Origin of the sequence: Pseudomonas sp. Z4-7, assembly GCF_051131965.1 — a bacterium.
Classification (GTDB): domain Bacteria; phylum Pseudomonadota; class Gammaproteobacteria; order Pseudomonadales; family Pseudomonadaceae; genus Aquipseudomonas.
Genome location: NZ_CP071642.1, coordinates 2,486,162 through 2,508,761 on the forward strand (window position 1 = coordinate 2,486,162; position 22,600 = coordinate 2,508,761).

The following is a 22,600-nucleotide window of genomic DNA, read 5'->3' on the forward strand; positions in this document are numbered from 1 at the left end:
CCGATGTGTTGGATCAACTGACGTATGGCGCTGAGAAACTTATTGAACCAGCCTGCCAGTTCAGCGGTTTCGTCGTTACCCTGAAACTCTAGTTCGCGACGCAGATCTCCCTCGCCCTGTGCGATCGATTGCAGTCCGGTGCTGACCTGGCTGATGGGTTTGACGATGGACTTGGAAAATGCCACGGCGACCAGGGCAAAAATGACTGTCAACCCTCCCACGATGAGGGTGGTGAGGTAGGTCATGCGAGTGGCCGCGCTCATGACTTCACTGCGCTCGATCAAGCCGATATAGCGCCAGCCAAGATCAGGCGACGTCCAGACGTTGGCCATGTAAGGGATCCCATTGAGTTCAACCTCGGTTGATCCCTGCGGGATGGCGGCCAACTTTGCATAGGCCTCGCCCAGGTCCTTGAGCGGCTTGAAGCTATGCGTCGTGTTGCGGGGGTCTACCAGGACGATTCCGTCCTCGATCAACATCACGTAGCCGCTTTCGCCAAGCTTGATGCTTTTGACCAGCTCGGTGAGGTTTTTCAAAGACACGTTCACGGCTAACACACCTTTGACGATGCCATCGCTCGTGATCATTGCCCTGGCTGTCCCCACCAGTGCTGCATCTTCCTTACCGTAATCATAGGCTGGATAAAAAGCGGGTGTTCGTACGGTTTTTCCAGGGCTCGCCATCGCCGCTTTATACCAAGGGCGTGAACGCGGATCGTAGTTGGCCAGCTGAGGATCATCTGGCCATTTGGCATAGGAGCCGTCCTCCATGCCGATGGAGAGAATCGCCGCGGACGGGTGGGCCGCACCGTAATGCGCAAACCTTTCGATCAGTTGCTGGGCCGCAGGAGGCAATGGCCGGCTGGCGGCATCGCCGGTCTGGTAGTTCTTCAGCGCGCCAACCGATACATAAACTGGATCGGTTGCCATTTGATCGATATTTTGCTGGCTGGCGTCGAAAAACTGGCGAATGTTGCCATCGATCTGACGTATTTCCCGCGTACTGCCATCCATAAACTGATCAACTGCCAGCGTTCGTGTGTTAGTCACCGAAATCACTGCGACCAAGCTCACGGGTATAAACGCGACCAATACGAACGTCAGCACAAGCTTGTTTTTTATTTTCATTGTTAAGCCCATAAACAGGGAGAACGGGCAAACGGCCAATTTGGAGCGGTAGTCGCCTTTACACCCGATCCCGTTCGGGTGCGATATGTTCGGCGGCTCAGCCGATGAGGCGGACTGTTTTCAGTCCGCGCACATCTTGAGCCGCTCAGCGATCAGTTGACTGCAAAAAAGGGTTATGTAGAAAGCTCTTGCCGCATTGCTTTCTGGGGCTGCGGCAATTCACTCGCCTTGTTGCTTGTCTTGTTGCCCACCGAGGTGCGCAGGTTTATTCCACGAGTCTCAGGAACAAACTGAGTTGTGATCAGACAGAGCACGGCAATCAACGTGACGTAAAAGGCCGGCGCCAGCGGGGAGCCAAACGCCTGGGACAGGTACGCAGCGATCAATGGGCACGTTCCGCCGAACATCGCGACACTTGTCTGATAGGAAATGGCGTGTCCGGTTGCACGGAACGATGTCGGGAAAAATTCCGCTGCGGCCACAAAGCTGGCTGCCCCATAAATCCCCAATCCGGCAGCGAGGAGTGTTTGTCCGGCCACAGCGCTAGCGAAGGAACCCGAGGCAGCCAAGTACATGGCCGGATACGCCGAGAGTGCTATCCATGCCGCACCAAATGTCAGTACTCGCTTGCGGCCAAACCGATCGCTCAATAAACCTCCTAACGGAAGTAGGGCTGAAAGTACGATGACGGCGATGGCGTTTGAGATCAAAGCCGAGGTGGAATCCAGCTTCCCGACCTCAATTAGGAAGGTGTACATAAAGCCGAGCAATAGGTAAGCCCCTACCGAAAAAACCGGTTGGACCATGAACACGTGCAACATACCCCTCAATCCACCGCAGCGAATGGCGGCTATCAGCGGATTTTTCTTGATTTTGCTGGCTTTACTGGCCTGGCGGGCTTGCTTGTACTCTTCAGGCTCATCGATGTTGCGGCGCAACCAGAACCCGACAACTCCGATAATGCCTCCAAGAAGGAAAGGGATGCGCCACGCCCAGTCTGAATACGCTTGATCCCCCGCTCCAAGCTGGAGTGCGACAACCAAACCAGCCACGACGGCGTTGGGCAGGTGAGAGAAAATCAGCGTGAAGCCAAGCCAGTATCCTCTGCGGTTTTCCGGTGCCGACTCGACGATGTAGCTGGTCGAGCCGGTCGTTTCGCCACCCAGTGCCAAGCCTTGTGCGATTCGACAGAGCAACAGCAGTAATGGTGCGGCGATCCCGATGGTTGCATAGGTCGGAAGCAGCCCGATGATCGCGGTGCCTAGTGCCATGAGCCAAACGGTCATCGCCATGACCCTGATACGGCCAAGGCGGTCCGCCAGATAGCCAAACATCAAGCCACCCAGGGGGCGGGCTACGAAGGCCACTGCATAGACTGCGAACGTGCTCAGAAGCGCGGCAGTTCGATCTGAGCCGGGAAAAAAATGGACGGATAAAATGGGTATTGAGAACCCGAATACAGCGAAATCGTAGATCTCACCGAAGTTCCCGATAGCGCCAGCGGCTAGCGATCGCCGAGAGCTGGTCGTTTTCGTCTTCGTCATGCGTCTTCTCCTGTGACAGGATGGTTTTTATTAGTTGATGCAAAGCTGATGCATCAAGACTGCAGGATGAAACAGTGTTGCTTCGCCATCAGGCCTTAGAGATGTTCGAGGCGTGGATCAATGTTGCGTTTTCGCCGGATGAATCGTGGTAGTCAGCGAGCGTAACGTTTGTGAAAAGCGTTTCTGCGATGACGCAATCCGCTAACGGAGGTTATGTTAGAAAGACGCGTGTTGCTGGGGTTTAAAAGCAATACGCGTTCACTATTTGTTAATAGGTTGGCGAGGTTTGCCGGGCCAGGCAGGTAGCCGAGCGTGGGCTTGTTTCCTGCAGAAGGTGCCACTGGTTTACCGCCGCATCAGGACAGATTTTGGTTTTCATATAGACCTCGATCGATTCCACGCTCACTATTCGTGAGCCGCCAATCAATTGCAGTTGGAGGAGGGCTTGAACTGAACCGCGGAAATAGAGCTGTAGAACGTGCTCAAGTCTTTTATCGGGACGGGTTCGCTGATCTGATGATCCGCTTGCTCGAAGAGGCTTCGTGCAGCATTGGCGATCAACATGGGAGCGCCAAGATCGTTGCCGCGCAAACAGGCCGCTTTGAGGATGGTTTTTTCGCTCGAGAGTGCCGTGTTATCCAGGGCGTGACTGGATAACAATTGGTTATAAATAGAGCGAGAGGATTCACTCCATCCCGATGTCTTTTCCAGGACCAGTGCCATGTCTTCCAATGCCAGCCCATATCGCAGGCCTGCCGCCGTGCATTCATAAGTAATCGCGCTGCATAGCGATGCGATCGCACCCGTGACCAGCTCGATGGCGTGATCTTCAGGGCACGCTTGAGGGGCACCATCCGTGTTCGGCGTCACGGTATCGCCGTCGTACAATTTTGTCGCCGCCATGCTTTCGATGAGCCCGACCATGTCTTCGAGCTGCGCGTTTGGCCCCAAGGTGTTGGTTCCGATTTGCAACAATGCCCTGACCAGAGCGGTTAGCGGCATCGGGACATCCCTGGACATTCCCAGCGCGACGGCTTGATCGACGTCTTTGAGCATCAAAGCGAGGGCGAAATTGGTGGAGGGTTTTCCCTGGGCGAGCGCGGGCAGCATCCTGTCTGTGGTTTGATTTCGCGCTTTGTTGCGGTTCAACACGTCCGCCATCAGGGGCAGTGAAAGGCCGGCTTTTTTGCCCATGGCCACGACCTCAAGGGTCCCTAGTCGGCAGCCAGCATTCATGGCGTTGTTGACCATTTTCATGGCTTGGCCGTCGCCGACCCTGTCGCCACAACGATAAATCGTTTGGGTAATAACTTGTAAAACGGGGAGGGCGCGCTCGTAAACCGTATCCGAGCCCGCAACCATCAGCGTGGCTTTGCCTTCGGCAACGACCAGCGGACTTGCAGACACCGCAGCATCCATCATGTCGATACCGCGTTCGGCCAGTTCTTCGGCCATACGTCTGGTCTCACCCGGAATGCCACTTGTCTGATCAATGATCAGTGTCCCCGGCACCAATCCGGTCGCGAGGCCGTTTGGACCGAACAGCGCAGACCTGACGTCCGAGCTGCGTGGCAGGCACAGGAAGATGACGTCACACCGGCGAGCCAGGTCGGCCGCCGTGGGCGCGACGTCGGCGCCCAGTTTCTTGAACGTGTCGACGGCGGCCGTGTTGATATCCCACACGCATAACGAGTGAGACAGGAATCGACGAGCGAGTTGACTGCCGAGGGCACCGAGTCCGATGTATCCGATTTTCATTGCCTGTCGCCTCTCTTGTGACCATTCAACCGACGCATGCGGCGTATCGGGGGAATGGTGCAGATACTTTTATTGTCCTGGGGTGCGATGAAAGCGTATTGCCTGAACGCTAAAGCAATGAACCGATCATGCCGCCATCAACGCTGATGCTCGATCCAGTGATGAAACCCGCCTGTGTGGATGCGAGAAACGCGACCACGCCACAGACCTCGTCTTGCTCCCCCATGCGGCCGAGCGGTGTGAGTTTGCGGCGTGCCTCTGCCTGCTCCGGGGTGTACGCGGCGGTGCCGGTGCGGTGCGATGTGTCGATCAATGCCGGCGCTACACAATTGACAGTGATGCCGCAAGAGCCCACCTCGTTCGCGAGATGTTTCATGTACGCGGTGACGCCGGCGCGAAAAACGGTTGAAAGGCTATGGTGCGGCATGGGCTGCTTCACCGATGCCGAGGTAATGGCGATGACGCGACCCCATTGTTTCTTGAGCATCTGAGGAACCATTTCCTTGGCGACCTGGATGGTCCCCCAGAGTTGATTTTGATAGGCCTCTTGCCACCGTTCCTCTTCAGTTTCGTCGAGCGTCGCCCGCAGCGGATTGGGGGCTCGTCCCGTGTTCAGGACGAGGATGTCGGTGCCGTTGAATGTAGCGTTCACCGTGTCGGCGAGGCGCTTTACATCAGCGGCGACGCGCATGTCGCCGGGAACCGCGACTGCACGCACGCCGTGCTTTGCCGTTATTTCCTGGGCGAGGGCGGTCAGTTTGTCCGCCGAACGTGCAAATAGCACCACATGAACGCCCTCGGCTGCCAGCGCGTGAGCAATGTTTTTGCCTAAACCTGCGCTGGCGGCGGTGATGACTGCCACTTTTCCGTTGATCTTCAAGTCCATGATTTACTCCGACACGATGATTTCATTGCCTTCGACGCTGAATCGATGTGGCATGTCTTCGGAGGCCCACTCCAGGTAGGAAAGCACTTCCTGGAATCGAGGATCGTCGTGATTCAGCACTTCAGGCCGATACCGTGCGTCCATGACCATCGGAAGGAACGAAACCTTTTGTATGCCGTCTTTGGTCGCCACTGCTTTGGCGAGCAAGCTCAACGTACAGGCCTTGCCGTAGGGCATAAAAGGATATTCGGGATCGAGGTCCGCATGATTGCGAACCGCACCGTGAGACCAGGCGGGCTCGCTCCATGAAGGCGCGGGAAACGACTTGGTCATTGCGAACACGCCGAGACTGTAGAAGACGGCTTTGCCCTTATACATCTCGATCGCTTTGGGAATATGCGGTGCGTGGCACACCACCATATCTGCACCTGCATCAATGGCAGCATGGGCTACGGTCACCTGGTAATCGGAGATCACGCGAGGCAGCCGGATGACGCCGGAATGAAAAGCCAGGATAACGACGTCTACCTCACCTTTCAGCTTCTTGATGTCCTCGACCAGGTTCGCCAGGTCGCTGGAGTCAGGTTCCGTGCGAATGCGAACGGGCTGGTGGGGACCTCGTGTTTCATAGGAGGTATCGACCTTGATACTGGTCACGCCAGGTTTTTGCAGTCCTGCCTCGCTGCCGGCAGGACCGAGCGAGGTATAGCCCAAGTAACCGACCTTGATGCCGTCGTGTTCAATGATGGCTGGACGTCGTGCTTCTTCCAGATCCCGACCTGCGCCTGTCACCTGGATGCCGCGCGAGACAAAAAAGTCCCGGGTATCCACGAGGGCATCCGGGCCGCTGTCGTAGCTGTGATTGTTTGCCAGAGTCACCGCGTCGAACCTGCCATTGGTGAAAATAGCAGCCATTTCAACGGGCTGACCGACTTGAGGGGCATGGTCTGCGCGCACGGTGCGATCCGAGTAGGTGCGCATGCAGTTGATGAAACGCATATCGGCCGAGGCAAGAGTCGGCAGGACGAGTTCTGTGTACCCCTCCACCGGGAAGCCGTCTTTCGCTCCATGCGTGGGGCCGCAGTCCCCGCCGATCAGTATGGTGGCGTTCGATGTCATTTTTCCCTCCTATTATTTTTGTGGGAAATTTATGGTTTCGATCAATGAAACAGATGCTGCTAGATAGAACTAATAATAACACCGCGAAAACGGCATGACCACGATTTGTACAGGCATCATGTCGTTGGATAAAGAGTCAGTCTGGATTTTCGTGGTTCTGATGATTGGAACAGGTATCGATAATAAGAACATGTGATAGTATCGATTTTGACATCCGTCCGGGCGCAGGCGTTACCTACCTGACCGTCTCTATGGCAGGTCGAGGGTCGACACCTGTTCAGGAAAACGACGTTGGTGCCAGTCTACTATTTGAAATTATCAGTTAGTTCAATTGCTTACATGAAAATAAGAGAGGGCGGAAATGGCAAGCTCACTGGATCAAACGCAGGGGCACACACCGGCAGGGCGGCTTGCCGGGAAAGTTGCTGTTGTTATTGGTGCTGGACAAAGCCCGGGCGAAGGCATGGGTAACGGTCGAGCGGCGGCCATTCGATTTGCGCGTGAAGGGGCGCACGTCCTGGCCGTTGATCGGCAAATCGAGTCCGCTGAGGAAACTGCGGCGATGATCATTCAGGAGGGCGGTTCCGCTGCAGCATTTTCTGCGGATGTGACCCGGGAAAACGAGTTGGCCCTTGCCATGCAGATGGCAAAAAAACGTTGGGGGTCCCTGGATGTCCTGCACAACAATGTGGGGGTCAGCCTCGCCGGTGGTGACGGCGACTTGATGGACATCACCGAAGATCAGTTCGATAACATTTGCCGTATCAATCTTCGCGGTACCGTCTTTGCTTGTAAGCACGCAGTAGCAATCATGCGTGAACAAGGGGGCGGGGTTATCGTCAATGTGTCATCCGCGGCGGCATTGGGTAAGTATCCCTACGTAACGTACAAGGCTACAAAAGCGGGTGTCATTGCTTTCACCGAGCAGTTGGCGCTTCAAAATGCCCCTTATGGGATCAGGGCGAACTGCATCCTGCCAGGCTTGATCTCGACGCCGATGGCGGTCGAGGCGCGTATTCAAGCGTGGAACCAGACGCGTGAGCAGGTCAGCGCGGAGCGCAACGCCAAGGTGCCGCTCGGCCGCCAGGGAACCGCTTGGGATGTTGCGAACGCGGCCCTGTTTCTTGCGTCCGATGAAGCCAATTTCATCACGGGTATCTCGTTGGCGGTGGACGGCGGCCGGTTGCTCAATCGTATTTAATCGTAGTCCCCCACTGCTGGCAGTGGGGGACCATCGGCGCATTACCGCTCAATCAACGTAGCCCGACAATACCCATCCAGTACTGAAGTTGATTTCCTGACGTCTCGACATCAACGCTTCGAGCGTACTTGAGATGCCCGTCATCACCTATCCGGAATATCGACAGTGTCGCGGGCGTTACAGTCAGCCCTTTTTCATCATCGTATGCGGCCAAGGCCTTGATACTCGCCGTGACGAGCAAGCGGCCACTGGGATCACAGGCAAATGTTCGGACGTGAAAGGAACGAGTGTCCACATGCTGAACAAGTGTGGGCTCGCCTGTTTCAGGGTTGATAGCGTAGACGGCTATGTTGTTTTCACCTCCGGAGAACACTGGGTGCCCCTGGTGGGAGTGCGTCGCATCTGCGCGATTTACCAGGTAAACAAACTTCCCGCTTGGATGGACATGGATTGCACCTGCGAGTTGTCGTGGGTGCACGTGCTCAGGGGTTCGCAGCGTTCCCCGCGTGAAGGCTGGCTCGGCCTCGATCCGGTCACCGTCATGTCGGAACATGTAGAGACGGTTGGTTCGCTCGTCGGCTGCGTAAAGCCATGGATGCGTCGGATGAAAGTCGACATGCCGCGGGCCGAAGTCATGGCCATGATTCGGCGCAACCACATCGCTCATTTGAAGATGTTCTTCAGTTAGCCGAAATGAACGGAGTGCCCCGGGATCTTCCAGCTTGTCTGTCGTTGCGTTATTGCCGCGGTCAACTACCAGGACGTGTTTGGCGGATGGATAAAACATGACCTGGTGCGGATAGACCCCAAAGTCGGTGTTCGGATCCTGAGCCTGGCAGCTGCCAATTGTGCAGTCTGCGTTGATGCGGTGCACAGTCAATGAGCCGCGCTTGAAATTGTGGGCATTGACGATAAATCGTCCCAGGGGGTCGATACACAAATGTACCGCTCGGTAGGGAAGTCGCGCAGGTAAGCCGTGAGTGTTGAGTTGCCCGTCAGGTCCCAACGAGTAAGCGCTGACGTGATTGTGATGGGACTCCACCCTCGGGCCACCGTCGCTTGTTGAGACATACAGGAAGCCGCCGGATGGATGAGGCCATGCGTATTGCACCTTTGAGGCCACAGTGACGCTTTCCATCCTGTAGAGCGTTGCGCTGTCTACGTCAATCATATAGCGCGTGATGACATCACCTACGGCGCTGTAGAGTACGGCGCGGCTGCTCATTCAAGCCTCCGAATGGTCAATGGTGAACATGGGAACGGACATGCCGCTTTCTGATTCTTTAAACGCGACCCTGACCCGCTGCCCGATGCGAACACTGTCCAGATCAACATCGACAATGTTCGTAAGCATCATCAGTCCCTCGTCGAGGCGCACATAGGCAATGCAGTACGGTGCTGATGCGCCACGTCGTGTGATGCTGAAGGTGTAGATCGCCCCAGTCCCGCTTGCGGTGATCCATTCGACATCGGTGCTCCAGCAAAACGGGCACAACGCACGAGGATAATGATGCGGTTGATGGCAGGCATTGCAGCTCTTCAAGAGCAGACGCCCCTCGGCCGCCGCGTCGAAATAGGGGTCATCACCGGGGTTCAGGATAGGGTCGCTGATGGGGCGTTCTGTGTAGGGGGTCGACATGTTTTTACTCCCTTTCCATGATGACGGTGGCTGCACCGTGCCGATGACCTATCGCGCCGCCGATGCCGGTGGCGAGGGCTAGCGAACAGTTGGGAACTTGCACCTTTGGATGAGCCTCGCCTCGAAGCTGTCGTACGGCTTCGATTATTTTTGTGATCCCGCCGCGATTGGCGGGATGGTTATTGCACAGGCCGCCGCCATCGGTGTTGAACGGCAACTTGCCGATGCCCGAAATAAGGTTGCCGTCCGACACGAATTTTCCGCCTTCGCCTTTTTTGCAGAATCCCAGGTCTTCAAGTTGCAGGATGACGGTGATGGTGAAGCTGTCATAGATGGAGGCGTACTGGATGTCGGCCGGCGTCACACCTGCCTCTTCGAAAGCTCGAGGGCCGGTCCACGCGGCGCCGGTATAGCTCAAGTCGAGGCGTCCGCCCATCTGGTGTTTAGTGGATTCACCGCAGCCAAGTATCCGTACCCGTGGTCTGTTGAGGGCCTTGGCAATCTCCGGGCGGGCAACGATAACTGCGCCGCCGCCGTCGCTCACGACGCAGGAGTCGAGACGCCGCAGGGGGTCAGAAATCATCGGCGATGCCAATACATCTTCGACCGAGACCACTTTGCGCAACATCGCCAGAGGGTTGTGTTGCGCATGATGAGAGGCAGCGACCTTGACCCAGGCCAGTTGCTCGCTGGTTGTGCCGTACTCATGCATGTGGCGCATCGCACACATGGCATAGAGGTTCAACGTGACTGGGTTATAGGGCATCTCGAATGGCGCGTCCGGTAGATTGACGCCTCGTACGCGCGCCTGTATCCCAGAGATACCTTCAGAGTTGGGGCGGCCGGCCAGTGTAATCAGCGCCACGTTGCATCTGCCCGCTGCTATTGATTCTGCTGCGTGAGCGATATGGGCGAGATAAGAGCATCCTCCCATATCGGTCGAATCGACATGCCTCAGTTTGTCCAGATTCAGGTAGTTGGCCATCGACCATACATTCCCGCCGGGTGCATCGCCCGCGCAGAAATATCCGTCGATGTCATCTTTGCTTAATCCCGCGTCTTCAATTGCCCCTTTCGCCGCCTCCGCATGTAGCTGCGCCACCGAATGGTGGGGGGCCTTGCGTAGGGGGTGCTCATACGCTCCGACGATGTATGCCCTGCCTTTTATTGTCATCTCTAGGGTTTCCTCAGTGCATGAAGATGAAGCTCGAATGTGCTTTCCGGTACCTTCGTTCAGGGGGATCGGCCCAGCGTCAAAGGCAAAAGTAGCATGGCGTAAAGTTCCGATCAGTGAAATCTGTGCTGATTATCAAAACTCATGCTACCATCGATTCAACGTTGTTTGGAGCGCAGGATGGCACTGCACTCAAATTTCCGGGCCAAACCAGGATGCTCATTGGATGCGAGCGGTCGCGGGGTAGGGGCAGGCCTTATTTTTTTGAGACAGGAAGATGAGATGAGCGAAAGCCTGATGGTCAGTTACGAAGTCGAAGGCGTTGTGGCCGTAATCACAGTCAACAATCCGCCCGTCAACGCCCTGACTCCCGAGATGAGAGGGAGCATCATTGACGCCGTTGCCCATGCGAACGCCGACCCGGCTGTCGCGGCGATCGTGTTGATGGGGGGCGGTCAGAATTTCATCGCGGGTGCTGATATTCGACAGTTCGGCAAGGCGAGAACAATCACTACCCGCATGAGCGCCGCGGCACTTGACGCCAGCGCCAAGCCGACTGTCGCGGCTATTCATGGGTATGCGCTGGGAGGCGGTCTTGAGCACGCCCTCGCTTGCCATTATCGGATTGCATTGCCCGCAGCCAAGCTCGGATTGCCCGAAGTCGCTCTCGGGTTGATACCGGGAGGCGGCGGTACGCAGCGCTTGCCGAGGCTGGTCGGGGCTGCCGTAGCCACCGGTTTGCTCGTCTCAAGCCGCCATGTCCATGCCGCCGAAGCATTGAAGATCGGGCTTATCTCCCAGATTGTTCCAGGAACACAAAGCCAAGAGCTTCGTGATGCCGCCGTAAGCTATGCAAAGGCCGTGGCGCAGGCTCAACCGCAGCGCGTACGCGATTTGGTGCTCGAACCGATGGATGCGACAACCATGGATGTGCTGCGAGCGGCACGCCGCGAAGTAGCCAAAAAGTCTCCTCACAACAAAGCGCCACAGTACGCGATCGACTGTATCGAAGCAGCTTTCAGCCTGTCGTTTGATGAGGCTCTAGAGGTTGAGAGCCGCTTGTTTTCTGAGCTGGAGGGTTCTGATGTTGCCAAAGCACTTCGCTATGCATTTTTTGCTGAGCGTGAGGCCGCCAAGGTTCCGGATGCGCCACCGGGTTTCAGGCCGGCTGGTGTGACGTCCGCTGCGGTGATCGGCGCGGGAACAATGGGCGCGGGTATTGCCATTTGCTTCGCTGACGCAGGCATTGTGGTGAAGCTCCTGGAAGCGAGTGCCGAAGCACTGGACAGGGGCCTGCAGCGCATACGTGACATCTACGCCGTAAAGGTCAAGCGCGGACGCATGACCGTGGAAGAGATGGATGCGTGCCTTCAGTTTGTCCAGCCTGTCTCCCACTACGAAGAAATCGGCGACTGCGATGTCGTGGTTGAAGCAGTGTTTGAACGGATAGATTTGAAGAAGGACGTATTCACCAAACTCGATGCCGTGATGAAGCCTGGCGCGCTGTTGCTGACGAACTCTTCCGCGATTGATATCAACGTCATGGCCAACATGACAGGTCGACCGCAGTACGTCGCCGGCGCTCATTTCTTCGCTCCCGCGAACGCGATGAAACTGTGCGAAATCGTGAAGGGTGATCAAACCTCGATCGAGACAGTTGTGCGGGCCATGAAGATGGGCCGCGATCTTAAAAAAGTCTGTGCGGTCTCCGGGACGTGCGATGGCTTCGCGGCAAATCGCAGTCGCGCGCCGCTGGTCACGGAAATGATGCTACTGCTTGAGGAGGGTGCACGCCCTGAGCAGATTGACAGGGTCATGGTTGAATTTGGCTATCCGATGGGGCCGTTCGCTGTGAGCGATCTGTCCGGTCTGGATGTCAGCTATGACACGCGCAAGCGCCGCGCGGCGGCTGACCCTCAATACAGGAAGCTCCATGTTCCGGATCGGATGGTGGAACTGGGCCGCAAGGGCCAGAAAAATGGGGCCGGTTGGTATCGCTATGAAGAGGGTGACCGTACACCTCGTCACGATGAAGAAGTGATGCGGATCATCGCGACCGTCGCCCATGAACTTGGCACGCCTCAGCGTACCTTTACCGACAGTGAAATCCTCAAACGTCTGTTATTCGCCTCGATCAACGAGGCCTGCAAGATCCTGGATGAAGGCAAGGCATATCGAGCCAGTGACATTGATGTCATGTGGTTGTACGGCTTTGGATTTCCTCGCCATCGAGGTGGGCTGCTGTACTGGGCTGACACGATCGGGGCCACGGAAATCCATCTGCAAGTGCAGCAATGGCATGAGCAATACGGCAGGCGTTGGGCACCTAGTCCGCTGCTGTCGAAAGCTGCCAATGAAGGGCTGTCCCTGAGAGAGCTGAAATCAGTCATATGAAAAGCACGGCAATGGCAACCATGGCTGCGTGCGGCCGGTAACAGCTGTTCTGGCAAAGTGAAAGCAACGCCCTGGTTGCTGTCCCCCAAGGGTTACGAAACGCTTCCCATGGTCGGCAAAGGGGCCAACAAGTAGAAAATGAAACGGAAGAAAAATCATGAGCAATGACACGTCCACACGAGCCTTGTCCGAGGGCGAATTCAAAATTTGGCAATGCATTTTATGCGGTTTCATGTATGACGAAGCCGAAGGTATTCCGGAAGAGGGCATACCTGCTGGAACTCGGTGGGAAGATGTTCCCCAGGATTGGATTTGCCCTGAGTGTTCGGCGACGAAGCTGGACTTCGAGATGGTCGAGATTTGATTGATTGCCTTTTCGGCACAGTGTTTTTTCGGTGATTGAGGGCGATATCAACCGCGCCCCTCGGCGCCAAATGTAGAGGGAATTCAGATGTCCATTGAAACCAATAATAATGTCATCGCCGATGCTGATCATCCGCGCGTCGGCCTCTTCATCGACGGTGAATGGATTTTCGACCGCCCCTCTTGCTTTGAAGTGTTGGACCCCAGCACCGAAGCATCGCTCACGAGCGTCCCCGGGGCCACGACCGCTGACCTGGAACGCGTGTTGGTCGCCGCTGAGCGGGGGTTCAGGATCTGGCGGGACACACCAGCGGCTGAGCGTAATATCATCATCAGTCGCGCCATCGCCGGCGTGCGTGCACGTTCCGAAGAAATCGCGCAGATCATCACCCGAGAGAACGGCAAATTAATTGCAGATGCGCGTGGGGAGGTTGAGCGTTCGGCGAGCTTCTTCGATTGGGACATGGCACAGGCCCTGCGAGCCTACGGGACCATCGTTCCGGGCGAAGCCCAAATGCAGAAATCGATTCTTCGTCAGCCAATCGGTCCAGTTGCGGCATTCACGCCATGGAATGTGCCGCTGAGCGCGCCGTCGCGAAAAATCAGCGGTGCACTGTGCGCCGGGTGCTCCATCATTTTGAAAGCCCCAGAAGAAACCCCTGGCGCGGCAGTAGCAATGGTTCAGTGCTTCGAGCGAGCCGGTTTGCCTAAGGGCGTATTGAATCTGGTGTTTGGCAACCCGGCGCTAGTGTCTTCGACCCTGATCGAGTCGCCAGTGACCCGCATGGTGACCTTGACGGGGTCGGTGGCAGTCGGCAAGCACTTGAGCCAACTGGCGGGTGCGGCCATGAAGCCGGTGCTGATGGAGCTCGGCGGCCATGCCCCGGTCATCGTTTGCGAAGGGGTCAATGCCGCGGAAATCGGCAAGATGGCACTCAAGAGCAAAATTCGGATCAACGCTCAGTGGTGCGCTGCGCCAGGTCGCTTCCTGGTACACGAGAGTATCTACGACGAATTCGTAGCGGCGTTTGTGGCAACCGCCGATCAGGTACGTGTGGCCGACGGCATGGATACGAAGTCTGACATCGGGCCGGTCACCAGTGTCCGGCGCCTCGCCGCGATGCAGCATTTTGTCGATGACGCATTGGCGCGTGGCGGCAAGGTTGCCGTGGGTGGGCATCGTGTAGGTGAGCGTGGTTATTATTTTGCGCCGACTCTGCTGGTCGACACTCCACTGGATTGCGCCATCATGACCGATGAGCCTTTTGGCCCGGTCGCTGTCGCGGTTCGTTTCTCGACCCTTGATAAGGCCATCGAGATTTCCAACAGTCTATCCGTGGGTTTGGCTGCTTTTGCGTTCACCAATTCACTGGAACAGGCTGAACGATTGAGTCGTGAGCTGGATGTTGGAGTCCTGTCGATCAACCATTTCGGTGCGCCGGATCCTGACACGCCGTTTGGCGGTGTGAAGGACAGTGGTATTGGAAGAGAAGGGGGGCCGTGGAGCCTGGACTCGTACATGGTCAGCAAGACCGTGCTACAGAAAACTGCTCGCGTCTGACTCAGTGCCCCCAGTTTCCGTGGCGGGCGTTGGGGGCTTTGGCTTTATTCGATGATCAAGGCCAATCCAGTGACCACTTGGATTCATAGGAGCATTCACTGAGGCAGGCATTTCCTGAAGCTGCTTCCTGCTAACGTCGGAGTTTTTTTGATGCGCAAGGCATCAATGCGCTTCGCAAGAACGCATCCGACTAAGGAGTCTGCCCATGAGTGCCCATAGTGGTCGCCTGCCTATGATCGGGCTACTTGCCCTGTCCACTACAGCGTTTCTCACCATTCTGACCGAGACGATGCCGGCAGCGGTTCTGCCTGCGATGTCGGAGAGCCTTGGACAGCCCCCCGCTGGTATCGGTTTATTGGTTTCCATCTATGCATTGGCCTCCGCTGCAGCCGCAATCCCCATTGTGGCGCTCACTCGAAGTCTGCCTCGCAAATCGTTGTACATCATGCTCGTGCTGAGCTTTGCAGTGGCTAACGGTATTACCGCCATCTCGACGTCTTATGCGCTGACGGTCGCGTCACGGGTGGTGGCTGGCCTGGCCGCTGGAGTTGTCTGGCCGGTCATCTGTGGTTATGCCATCCGCTTGGTCGATCGCAAAGACATGGGACGGGCTGTAGCGATTACCCTGGCGGGGAGTACCGTGGCCATGGTCGCCGGTTTGCCCCTGGGTAGCATGCTGGGCTCATTGCTTGGATGGCGTTTCAGCTATGGATTGCTTTCGCTGCTCGCACTGCTTGTCATCGTTTGGGTTTTGCTGGTCGTGCCGCCCATGCCGGGAGAGGAGCGCAAGGACGGCACTTCGATTCATGACGTTATTCGCACTCCGGGGTTGAGAGTGATCTTGTTGTCGGCTTTTTGCGCGATCCTGGCTCATTACACGCTGTACACCTACATGGCGCCGCTCGCGCAAAAAACCAGGCTGTCAGGCGGGACCGCTCAGGGCCTGTTTCTGTTCGGTACGGGCGCCATCCTGGGCGTACTGATCGCCGGACGTTTCGTCGATACGAGGCTGCGACTCATAGCGACCACCGCGTTGACGTGCACGGCTGTGACGATGGTTGTGCTGATAGCGGTTCCGTATCAAATGATCGCTTCGGCTGCGATATTCGTCTGGGGGGCTTCGTTCGGCGGCATGCCTACTGTTTTCCAGTCAGCGACGGGGCGGGTGGCAGAAGATAATGCGGAGCTGGCAACGGCGATATTGACGACCATCTACAACTTGGGGATTTTTGGCGGAGGTGCTGTAGGTGGTTTGCTCCTAAGCTACTTCGGGACAGTAAGTCTCTCGGGTTTTGCGCTGCTCATCGTTAGTGCTTCCCTCGTGGTGGTCATGGGAGGGAGGCGTCACGCCTTTCCACGGCAATAAATTATTGCGGGATATATCTCCCAGGAAGAGCGCGCGGCGTAGATGCAATCCTCACGACTGCGTTTCATTGCTGCCTTATGCTCAGTCGGCAGTCACCGAATCGCGACCCGGCGGTGTTCGAATGATGCCGTTCCGTTTATCGCGATACCTCTTAACTCATTGTTTTCATTGGTGCCTTCTTGATTCGGCGACATCTATCTTTGTAGAACGTGCCGCTCATGGCTTAGTCACCGTTGTTCAACGGGACTCGTGGTGGCGCAGTTCAAGCACAAGCACTGTTGAAAAAAGTTCATGAGCGTATCAACAAGGTGCCGTATAGCCAGCGGCCGATGCCGGGGCTAGGTTTGTCTCGCTGCTGCAGCAGAAATGCTTTTGTTGGATGCGGAACTTGAACGCGCGCACCACAGGCATTGCACGCAGTCGTCATTTAATTTTATTACCCAAGCAAAGCAGGGCCGGATATGAATATCGCCGCAGTTAATACCTTGGAGATTCGAGTGATCGAAGAGGTTGACCAACACTTTGAACAGCGTTTAAAGGCGTACGCGGAGACTTTTGAAAAAGTACACGGATGCCTGGGCTATAGCGTGATTCGCAGCTCCCACGATCCTGGTTTGTGGGTCTTCAGTGGCTACTGGAGCGCGGCATCGATGATGACTGAGCACTTTGAAAGTGAGTCGATGACGGCGTTGGTCAATCATTTGGTAACGTCATGTTCCAACCTGACGTTTGCCAGTTTCACGCCCCAAATCGGAAGGGGGCCGCACGATGAAGCTTGATGAAGCGCTATTTACGGCGATCGATCTCAATGCCTTGTTCATTCTCTTGGTGGTCTATCGCGAGCGAGGCGTGACGCGGGCAGCCGAACGACTAAACGTAAAGCAGCCAGCGGTGAGCAATACGCTGGCGAAGCTGCGCGTCCACTTTAAAGACCCCTTATTTATCCGACGTTCGAAGGAGCTGGTGCCCACGGCCAAGGCCAACGAAATCGTGCGCGGGTTGGCCCCGGCATTGATGAGGATCCAGGACGTTATACGCCCCTCTGGAGGATGATCGGCAGTGCTGTCCCTTCTTTTTTTAAGTACCCATTCAAGCAGGAGCTTATCGATGAGAATAACGTTTGCCGTGTCAGTGCTGAGCGCAACCTTGATGATTTCAAGCTCGTTGCACGCTGCCGATGAGCCTGAGAACACGATGCAAATTGCCAGAAACGGGGAGCAACCTGCTGTCCTGGGCTCGTCCAGCAATTTCGTCGGCACCGTCAGGGTTGATCCATTGTTTGCAGCGCGACCGCCATCGAGGGTTACGGCAGGTGCTGTAACCTTCCAACCAGGAGCCCGATCAGCTTGGCACACTCATCCTGCGGGCCAGAATCTGGTTGTCACGGCCGGCGTTGGATGGATCCAGCAAGAAGGGGGGGAGAAAATCGTCATCAAGCCTGGCGATGTGATTTGGACACCTCCGGGTGTAAAGCATTGGCACGGGGCCACGAATTCCACTGGCATGACGCATTTGGCAATTCAAGAGGTACAGGACGGGAAAAATGTCGAGTGGCTGGAACCGGTTACTGATGAGCAGTACGGGCACTCGCAATGAAGCCGACCGGGCATCTGCGGTTCCACGCGGTCTAAAAAACGGGATGGGAAAGTCGACAACTAGGTCTGCATTATTCTGTTACATTGATGCTTGGCGCGGTGGGTCGCCGGTATCTTTTTTTGTCATTGATTGAAGGGTAGGTCTATGAGCCTCCCGAACTCCGTGGGCGCCCCTCGAGCTGCCGCTTATAAAGTCGTCAGCGCACCAGTCTCCGACCTCAGGTAATTCGACCGCTATTAATTACTTTTATGCATGGCGCCATTCAATGGGATGTGGTGTTTTTCGGGCAGCGCCTCGAATAAATTGACGTCGACGAATTGATCCCTTGTGGGCTGAGACGCAATGCCATGAGGGGAAGCGCCCGGCATAAAAAACCAATGCCTCGTTCGGCGTAGCTGACCAACTCACTGGATTGGACTCACTGGCGCTCGTCCAGCCTGGGTCAGGCCGCAGTCGTTCTGGATGTCCACACATCGGTTCTTAATTAGGAACAACACCATGAAGAAATTATTTTTAACGCTGGCCCTGCTGGCTAGTTCGTTTACTGCGATGGCAGCCGATATGTCCAACGGCGCGAACAACTTTTTCAAGAGTGATAAGGTGACTGAGCAAAAGGTATCCTTCAATAATCAGTACCGCATGAAAGTCGTTGGGAATCTGTATGTGCCGAAGAATTTGAATCAGGCCAACAAAAGCCCTGCGATTATCATTGGCCACCCGATGGGTGCGGTCAAAGAGCAAAGCTCAAACCTTTACGCTCAGAAACTCGCTGAACAAGGCTTTGTGACCCTTGCGATAGACCAATCATTCTGGGGCGAAAGCGAGGGGCAACCGCGTAACGCCGTGGCGCCGGATATTTACTCCGAAGCGTTCAGCGCAGCGGTCGATTATCTTGGAACCCAGTCGTATATCGATCGCAACCGCATCGGCGTTCTCGGTATCTGTGGCAGCGGCAGTTTTGTCATCAGCGCGGCAAAAATCGACCCTCGGATGAAGGCGATTGCCACCGTCAGTATGTATGACATGGGCGCAGCCAACCGCGACGCGCTCAAGCACTCGCAAACACTTGAACAGCGCAAGCAGATCATCGCAGAGGCGGCTGAGCAGCGTTATGTGGAGTTCACCGGTGGCGAAACCAAGTACACCGGCGGCACCGTGCATAAACTGGACGCGAGCACCCATCCCATCCAGCGCGAATTCTTCGATTTCTATCGCACGCCTCGTGGTGAGTTCACCCCGGCCGGGTCTTCGCCTGAAGTGACGACGCATCCAACGCTGACCAGCAACGTGAAGTTCATGAACTTCTATCCGTTCAACGATATTGCGTCGATTTCGCCTCGTCCTATGTTGTTCATCGCAGGCTCTGAAGCACACTCGCTGGAATTCAGCCAAGAGGCTTACAAGCTGGCGGGTGAGCCCAAGGAGTTGGTCATCGTGCCAGGCGCAGGCCACGTGGACTTGTATGATCGGGTAAATCTCATTCCATTCGACAAGCTGACTTCATTCTTCCGGACCAACCTGAAGTAACCCATCTTTGAAGCCGCAACTGCCCGGTTGCATAGGATGTTGGGGCTTCAAGTCTGAACGTAGGTCGTAGTGCGCATCGCTCGACTTGCCCTTGGTGGAACGTTCATCCCTTGAGTCTTCATGGCTCTTTCAGGCCCTGCACGCTGTGCAGGGCCTTTTTTTATCCGTCATGACTCGTGTCGCAAGGCGGCGATCAATAACGTCATAGCCCCTGAGGGTTGCCTACGGCTTGGGTAATAGAGATGAAGTCCTGTCCACTGGGGGCACCAGTCCTTCAGTACCGCAATCAGGTGGCCGGCCTTGACGTAGGGCTCGGCGATGTCTTCAGGTACATAGGCGATACCCAAACCGGCAATGGCTGCATCAAGGCAATCATAAATGCTGTTGTAAATCAGCTGGCCGTCAACCCGAATGTTAAGTTGTCGACCATCCTCCCCGAACTCCCAAGGCCACAATCCGCCATGGGTGGGAAGACGCAGATTGACGCAATTGTGCTGAATCAGGTCTTCGGGTGTCTCTGGTTTTGGTCGACTGGCGAAGTAGCGCCTGGTCGCTACTGCGGTAAATCGCATGTCAGGACCGATGCGTACGGCGATCATGTCTTGGGCCACCGCTTCACCCAATCGAACGCCGGCATCGAAACGATCCGCAGCGATGTCGATGAGTCCATTGTCTGCGAACAGCTCGACTTTTATCCCAGGATATTTCGGTAGGAATTTCTTTAGCTTTGGCGAGATGATCGATCGGATGGCGTGATCCGATGCGGTGATGCGTACGGTCCCGGTTGGGCTTTCGCCCAGTTCTGACAATGCCAGTAATTCAGCGTCGATCTCTTCGAAGCGGGGACTGACCGTTGCCAGTAGTCTTTCACCGGCTTCCGTTGGTGAGACTGAGCGGGAGTTGCGGGCGAGCAAGCGCGTGCCCAGATTCCGCTCCAGTGAGCTGACGGCATGGCTGACCGCTGATTGAGACAGGCCAAGATGCGCCGCTGCTCGAGTAAAACTCTTTTCGCGGGCGACGGCAATAAAGGCCATCAATCCACCAAAGGACTGCTTAAGGATGTCGTCTTGCATGGCTTGAATGATCTTCGTGGGTGCGCATGAACAATAACATTCCGGTGCGTGGTGCGTAGAGTTTACGGAGGAGTTTGCTAGCGATGGTGATCGACAGGGAAGTGTTGCCGAGTAGGGGAAACCAGCCCTCGGGCATGCGGACATTTGCGGTGTGGCTTAAGCCTATGACGTTATCTGACGGTGCTCAGACAAACGAATGATCAGCCGTGCCACAAAAGCCCCTGTCAGGATGACCGCAAACAACCGCAGGGTCTGCATTGCCAGCACCAGTCCCACGTCGGAATGCGTGTCCACCGCGATGATCGCCATCGTGTCGAGTCCACCCGGGCTGGTGGCCAGGTAAATCGAGAGGAAGTCCCTGTCCGATATTGAGGCTAATAGCCAGGCAGATAGTGCGCACAGCGCGATCAAAAGCGTCGCCCCCATTATCATCGCCGGCAGGCGCCGCCAGACGTACCCAATCGTTGGGCGGTCAAAGCGCAAGCCGACGTAGCAACCCAGCGCGCCATAAGCAGTAGCGAGGAGCCAGTCGGGCAGCGCGATGTGCAACAGGCCGCTGATTTGCAAGGCGCCACCCAGCAGCAACGGCATCAGCAGCGCACCGGCGGGCACTCGATTGCCCAGTGCAACACCAGCAAGCAGCGTGGCGATGGTCAGGCCTAGATTCAGTAGTCCGAAGCTTTGCGGCTCGACGTTTGTCACGTGCGTTTCGCCGCCTGTCGGTGCCCCGACCCAGTGGCTCACCAGTGCGCCGATCATCACGACGCACACGACTCGCACGTATTGCATGGTGGCGACCACTCGCGAATCGGCACCGTACTCATCCGCCATCGAGACCATCGCCGAGGCAGCGCCTGGAGCCGTTCCCCATGCGGCGGTGCTGGCCGGAATGCCTGCCCATACCAAGGCGAGCCCCACCAGAGCACTGAGGCAAACCGTTGCGGCGGTTGCCAGCAGCATCATCGGCCAGGACTGGGCCATCGAGAGAACCACTGCCAGCGTCATCGAGTGGGCCGCCAGAATGCCTACACAACCTTGGCCCAGCTTGAAGGCGTAGGGATGGAGCTGTATGCCCGCACCGAACGTTCCAAATACGATGGCGACCATCATCGGCCCCAGGAACTGACCGGCTGGCACCCCTAGAAACTTCAGCAACTGACCGGCTGCTCCAGCCACTAGCGCAAGCGCCAACCATTTGAATGGCGCGGGGTAGGCATGTAGAGAAAATCTGGCAGAAGAAGACAAGAGTCGTGCTCCAATCGCTGGTCGCCTTGAGGGCGTGGCATCGCTATCGATGTGCTGATAATTATTGATAACGTATTTGATAAAGTCTATTTTCTAATATCGATTGATTGATAACTTTGGTTGATAGATATGGACCTGCGTGACCTTGCCTATTTTGAAGTCATCGCCGAGCTGGGCCATCTGGGCAGGGCTGCACAAAAGCTCAACCGCAGTCAGCCGGCGCTGACTAAAAGCATCCAACGACTTGAGGAGTCGCTAGGTGCCCGGCTGTTCGAACGCGACGGGCGTCGGATCAAGCTGACGGCAGTGGGGGAGTTGCTGAAGGTGCGTGGCAAACAGCTGCAGCAGAGCGTTGCCGAAACCCAGCGAGAGATACGTGATGTTGCCAACGGGGTGATGGGCAATATTCGCCTGGGCTGCGCTGCTTCCATGGCTGATCACCTACTCCCGCACCTGACCGCGACTCTGCTTTCACGTGCGCCGCAAATCACCTTGAACCTGGTGATTGGGCAGGACGATTTACTGCGCGAATCACTTTTTTCCGGGCGGCTGGACATGGTGATCTGCCCGCAGTACGAAGCAGATCCTTTGTTGGAATTTCATGCGTTGTTTGACGATGAGGCGGTAGTGGTCGCCAGCCGCAACCACCCGCTGTTTAGCGCAGCTTACGAGTTGCGCGATTTGTGCCAGTACCGTTGGGTGCTGCCGGCCACCGCCGTGCCGGCCCGACGCTGGATAGACAATGCGTTTCAGTCCAGAGACCTGCCTTTGCCTCAAGTACAGATCGAAACGACGTCGATCTCCTTGCTGCCACGCCTGATTGGTGAAACGAACCTGCTCAGTTTTCTGGCCCGGGAGACTCTCGAAGACGTAAAGGGTGTGACGCACCTTCGGGAGATCAAGCTCAAGGAAACAACAATGAAACGCACGATTGTCGTTTTCGTGCGAACCGGCGCCTATTTGTCGCCGGCGGCGCAAGTACTGCTGAATGTGCTTAAAGATGATGCGCCGCTGTTATTGAGGTAGC

General features: G+C 56.2%; 19 protein-coding genes and 1 pseudogene. 10 read left to right on the plus strand and 10 right to left on the minus strand.

Translation table 11 applies throughout. From position 1 onward, the window contains the following. Positions 1 to 77 precede the first annotated feature (77 nt). The 5 genes and pseudogenes from J3P91_RS11410 to J3P91_RS11430 form a co-directional block, all read right to left on the minus strand. Positions 78 to 1,139 (minus strand): annotated as a pseudogene (locus tag J3P91_RS11410) (cache domain-containing protein); the annotation flags it as partial. 161 nt (positions 1,140 to 1,300) lie between these two features. Then, positions 1,301 to 2,671: an MFS transporter gene (locus J3P91_RS11415; RefSeq protein ID WP_013692817.1), complete on the minus strand. Its 1,371-nt coding sequence runs from the start codon at positions 2,669 to 2,671 to the stop codon at positions 1,301 to 1,303. Between the two features lie 423 nt (positions 2,672 to 3,094). Continuing rightward, entirely contained in the window at positions 3,095 to 4,429 is a 1,335-nt protein-coding gene (locus J3P91_RS11420; RefSeq protein ID WP_434604183.1) for an NAD(P)-dependent oxidoreductase, read from the minus strand. Between the two features lie 109 nt (positions 4,430 to 4,538). After that, positions 4,539 to 5,315: an SDR family oxidoreductase gene (locus J3P91_RS11425; RefSeq protein WP_048392916.1), complete on the minus strand. Its 777-nt coding sequence runs from the start codon at positions 5,313 to 5,315 to the stop codon at positions 4,539 to 4,541. Positions 5,316 to 5,318: 3 nt separating this feature from the next. Next, complete coding sequence (locus J3P91_RS11430; protein ID WP_048392918.1) at positions 5,319 to 6,434, minus strand: CapA family protein; 1,116 nt, start codon at positions 6,432 to 6,434, stop codon at positions 5,319 to 5,321. Positions 6,435 to 6,795: 361 nt separating this feature from the next. On the opposite strand from J3P91_RS11430, the gene J3P91_RS11435 reads away from it, so the two are divergent. Beyond that, positions 6,796 to 7,635, plus strand: coding sequence for an SDR family NAD(P)-dependent oxidoreductase (locus tag J3P91_RS11435; RefSeq protein ID WP_434604186.1), 840 nt, complete (start codon positions 6,796 to 6,798; stop codon positions 7,633 to 7,635). A gap of 52 nt (positions 7,636 to 7,687) precedes the next feature. Here J3P91_RS11435 and J3P91_RS11440 read toward each other — a convergent pair whose 3' ends face one another. Genes J3P91_RS11440 through J3P91_RS11450 form a run of 3 tightly spaced genes read right to left on the minus strand, consistent with a single transcriptional unit; the run spans position 7,688 to position 10,448 of the window. After that, complete coding sequence (locus J3P91_RS11440; protein WP_434604188.1) at positions 7,688 to 8,860, minus strand: lactonase family protein; 1,173 nt, start codon at positions 8,858 to 8,860, stop codon at positions 7,688 to 7,690. Then, complete coding sequence (locus J3P91_RS11445; RefSeq protein WP_434604190.1) at positions 8,861 to 9,274, minus strand: Zn-ribbon domain-containing OB-fold protein; 414 nt, start codon at positions 9,272 to 9,274, stop codon at positions 8,861 to 8,863. A gap of 4 nt (positions 9,275 to 9,278) precedes the next feature. Continuing rightward, positions 9,279 to 10,448 carry a thiolase domain-containing protein gene (locus J3P91_RS11450; protein WP_013692824.1) on the minus strand — a complete coding sequence of 390 codons (1,170 nt, stop codon included), beginning with the start codon at positions 10,446 to 10,448 and terminating at the stop codon, positions 9,279 to 9,281. A gap of 282 nt (positions 10,449 to 10,730) precedes the next feature. Between J3P91_RS11450 and J3P91_RS11455 the strand changes: the two genes are divergently transcribed. From J3P91_RS11455 to J3P91_RS11490, 8 genes are all read left to right on the plus strand, one after another. Next, positions 10,731 to 12,842 (plus strand): 3-hydroxyacyl-CoA dehydrogenase NAD-binding domain-containing protein, encoded by a 2,112-nt coding sequence (locus J3P91_RS11455; protein ID WP_434604192.1) that lies wholly within the window; start codon positions 10,731 to 10,733, stop codon positions 12,840 to 12,842. Between the two features lie 232 nt (positions 12,843 to 13,074). Further along, positions 13,075 to 13,206, plus strand: a complete 132-nt coding sequence (locus J3P91_RS11460) for a rubredoxin (protein ID WP_041931358.1) — start codon at positions 13,075 to 13,077, stop codon at positions 13,204 to 13,206. A gap of 87 nt (positions 13,207 to 13,293) precedes the next feature. Further along, a complete protein-coding gene (locus J3P91_RS11465; protein ID WP_434604194.1) occupies positions 13,294 to 14,766 on the plus strand; it encodes an NAD-dependent succinate-semialdehyde dehydrogenase in 1,473 nt (490 codons plus the stop codon). 205 nt (positions 14,767 to 14,971) lie between these two features. After that, positions 14,972 to 16,132 (plus strand): MFS transporter, encoded by a 1,161-nt coding sequence (locus J3P91_RS11470; RefSeq protein ID WP_434604196.1) that lies wholly within the window; start codon positions 14,972 to 14,974, stop codon positions 16,130 to 16,132. A gap of 461 nt (positions 16,133 to 16,593) precedes the next feature. Beyond that, complete coding sequence (locus J3P91_RS11475) at positions 16,594 to 16,911, plus strand: antibiotic biosynthesis monooxygenase family protein (RefSeq protein WP_434604198.1); 318 nt, start codon at positions 16,594 to 16,596, stop codon at positions 16,909 to 16,911. Next, entirely contained in the window at positions 16,901 to 17,185 is a 285-nt protein-coding gene (locus J3P91_RS11480) for a LysR family transcriptional regulator (RefSeq protein ID WP_259194248.1), read from the plus strand. Before J3P91_RS11475 ends, J3P91_RS11480 begins: the two co-directional genes overlap by 11 nt. 54 nt (positions 17,186 to 17,239) lie before the next feature. Then, positions 17,240 to 17,728 carry a (R)-mandelonitrile lyase gene (locus tag J3P91_RS11485; RefSeq protein ID WP_434604200.1) on the plus strand — a complete coding sequence of 163 codons (489 nt, stop codon included), beginning with the start codon at positions 17,240 to 17,242 and terminating at the stop codon, positions 17,726 to 17,728. Positions 17,729 to 18,226: 498 nt separating this feature from the next. Then, positions 18,227 to 19,255, plus strand: coding sequence for an alpha/beta hydrolase (locus J3P91_RS11490; protein WP_434604202.1), 1,029 nt, complete (start codon positions 18,227 to 18,229; stop codon positions 19,253 to 19,255). A 167-nt stretch (positions 19,256 to 19,422) separates the two neighbouring features. Here the strand turns inward: J3P91_RS11490 and J3P91_RS11495 are convergent, their stop codons facing one another. Next, positions 19,423 to 20,328 (minus strand): LysR substrate-binding domain-containing protein, encoded by a 906-nt coding sequence (locus J3P91_RS11495; protein ID WP_434604204.1) that lies wholly within the window; start codon positions 20,326 to 20,328, stop codon positions 19,423 to 19,425. Positions 20,329 to 20,490: 162 nt separating this feature from the next. Further along, positions 20,491 to 21,573 (minus strand): AbrB family transcriptional regulator, encoded by a 1,083-nt coding sequence (locus J3P91_RS11500; RefSeq protein ID WP_434604206.1) that lies wholly within the window; start codon positions 21,571 to 21,573, stop codon positions 20,491 to 20,493. A 129-nt stretch (positions 21,574 to 21,702) separates the two neighbouring features. On the opposite strand from J3P91_RS11500, the gene J3P91_RS11505 reads away from it, so the two are divergent. Beyond that, a complete protein-coding gene (locus J3P91_RS11505; protein WP_434604208.1) occupies positions 21,703 to 22,599 on the plus strand; it encodes a LysR family transcriptional regulator in 897 nt (298 codons plus the stop codon). Position 22,600 lies beyond the last annotated feature (1 nt).

Coding starts and splice junctions, on each gene's coding strand:
- J3P91_RS11415 (WP_013692817.1), bottom strand. CDS start 2,671: ATGACGAAGACGAAAACGACCAGCTCTCGGCGATCGCTAGCCGCTGGC.
- J3P91_RS11420 (WP_434604183.1), bottom strand. CDS start 4,429: ATGAAAATCGGATACATCGGACTCGGTGCCCTCGGCAGTCAACTCGCT.
- J3P91_RS11425 (WP_048392916.1), bottom strand. CDS start 5,315: ATGGACTTGAAGATCAACGGAAAAGTGGCAGTCATCACCGCCGCCAGC.
- J3P91_RS11430 (WP_048392918.1), bottom strand. CDS start 6,434: ATGACATCGAACGCCACCATACTGATCGGCGGGGACTGCGGCCCCACG.
- J3P91_RS11435 (WP_434604186.1), top strand. CDS start 6,796: ATGGCAAGCTCACTGGATCAAACGCAGGGGCACACACCGGCAGGGCGG.
- J3P91_RS11440 (WP_434604188.1), bottom strand. CDS start 8,860: ATGAGCAGCCGCGCCGTACTCTACAGCGCCGTAGGTGATGTCATCACG.
- J3P91_RS11445 (WP_434604190.1), bottom strand. CDS start 9,274: ATGTCGACCCCCTACACAGAACGCCCCATCAGCGACCCTATCCTGAAC.
- J3P91_RS11450 (WP_013692824.1), bottom strand. CDS start 10,448: ATGACAATAAAAGGCAGGGCATACATCGTCGGAGCGTATGAGCACCCC.
- J3P91_RS11455 (WP_434604192.1), top strand. CDS start 10,731: ATGAGCGAAAGCCTGATGGTCAGTTACGAAGTCGAAGGCGTTGTGGCC.
- J3P91_RS11460 (WP_041931358.1), top strand. CDS start 13,075: ATGTATGACGAAGCCGAAGGTATTCCGGAAGAGGGCATACCTGCTGGA.
- J3P91_RS11465 (WP_434604194.1), top strand. CDS start 13,294: ATGTCCATTGAAACCAATAATAATGTCATCGCCGATGCTGATCATCCG.
- J3P91_RS11470 (WP_434604196.1), top strand. CDS start 14,972: ATGAGTGCCCATAGTGGTCGCCTGCCTATGATCGGGCTACTTGCCCTG.
- J3P91_RS11475 (WP_434604198.1), top strand. CDS start 16,594: ATGAATATCGCCGCAGTTAATACCTTGGAGATTCGAGTGATCGAAGAG.
- J3P91_RS11480 (WP_259194248.1), top strand. CDS start 16,901: ATGAAGCTTGATGAAGCGCTATTTACGGCGATCGATCTCAATGCCTTG.
- J3P91_RS11485 (WP_434604200.1), top strand. CDS start 17,240: ATGAGAATAACGTTTGCCGTGTCAGTGCTGAGCGCAACCTTGATGATT.
- J3P91_RS11490 (WP_434604202.1), top strand. CDS start 18,227: ATGAAGAAATTATTTTTAACGCTGGCCCTGCTGGCTAGTTCGTTTACT.
- J3P91_RS11495 (WP_434604204.1), bottom strand. CDS start 20,328: ATGCAAGACGACATCCTTAAGCAGTCCTTTGGTGGATTGATGGCCTTT.
- J3P91_RS11505 (WP_434604208.1), top strand. CDS start 21,703: ATGGACCTGCGTGACCTTGCCTATTTTGAAGTCATCGCCGAGCTGGGC.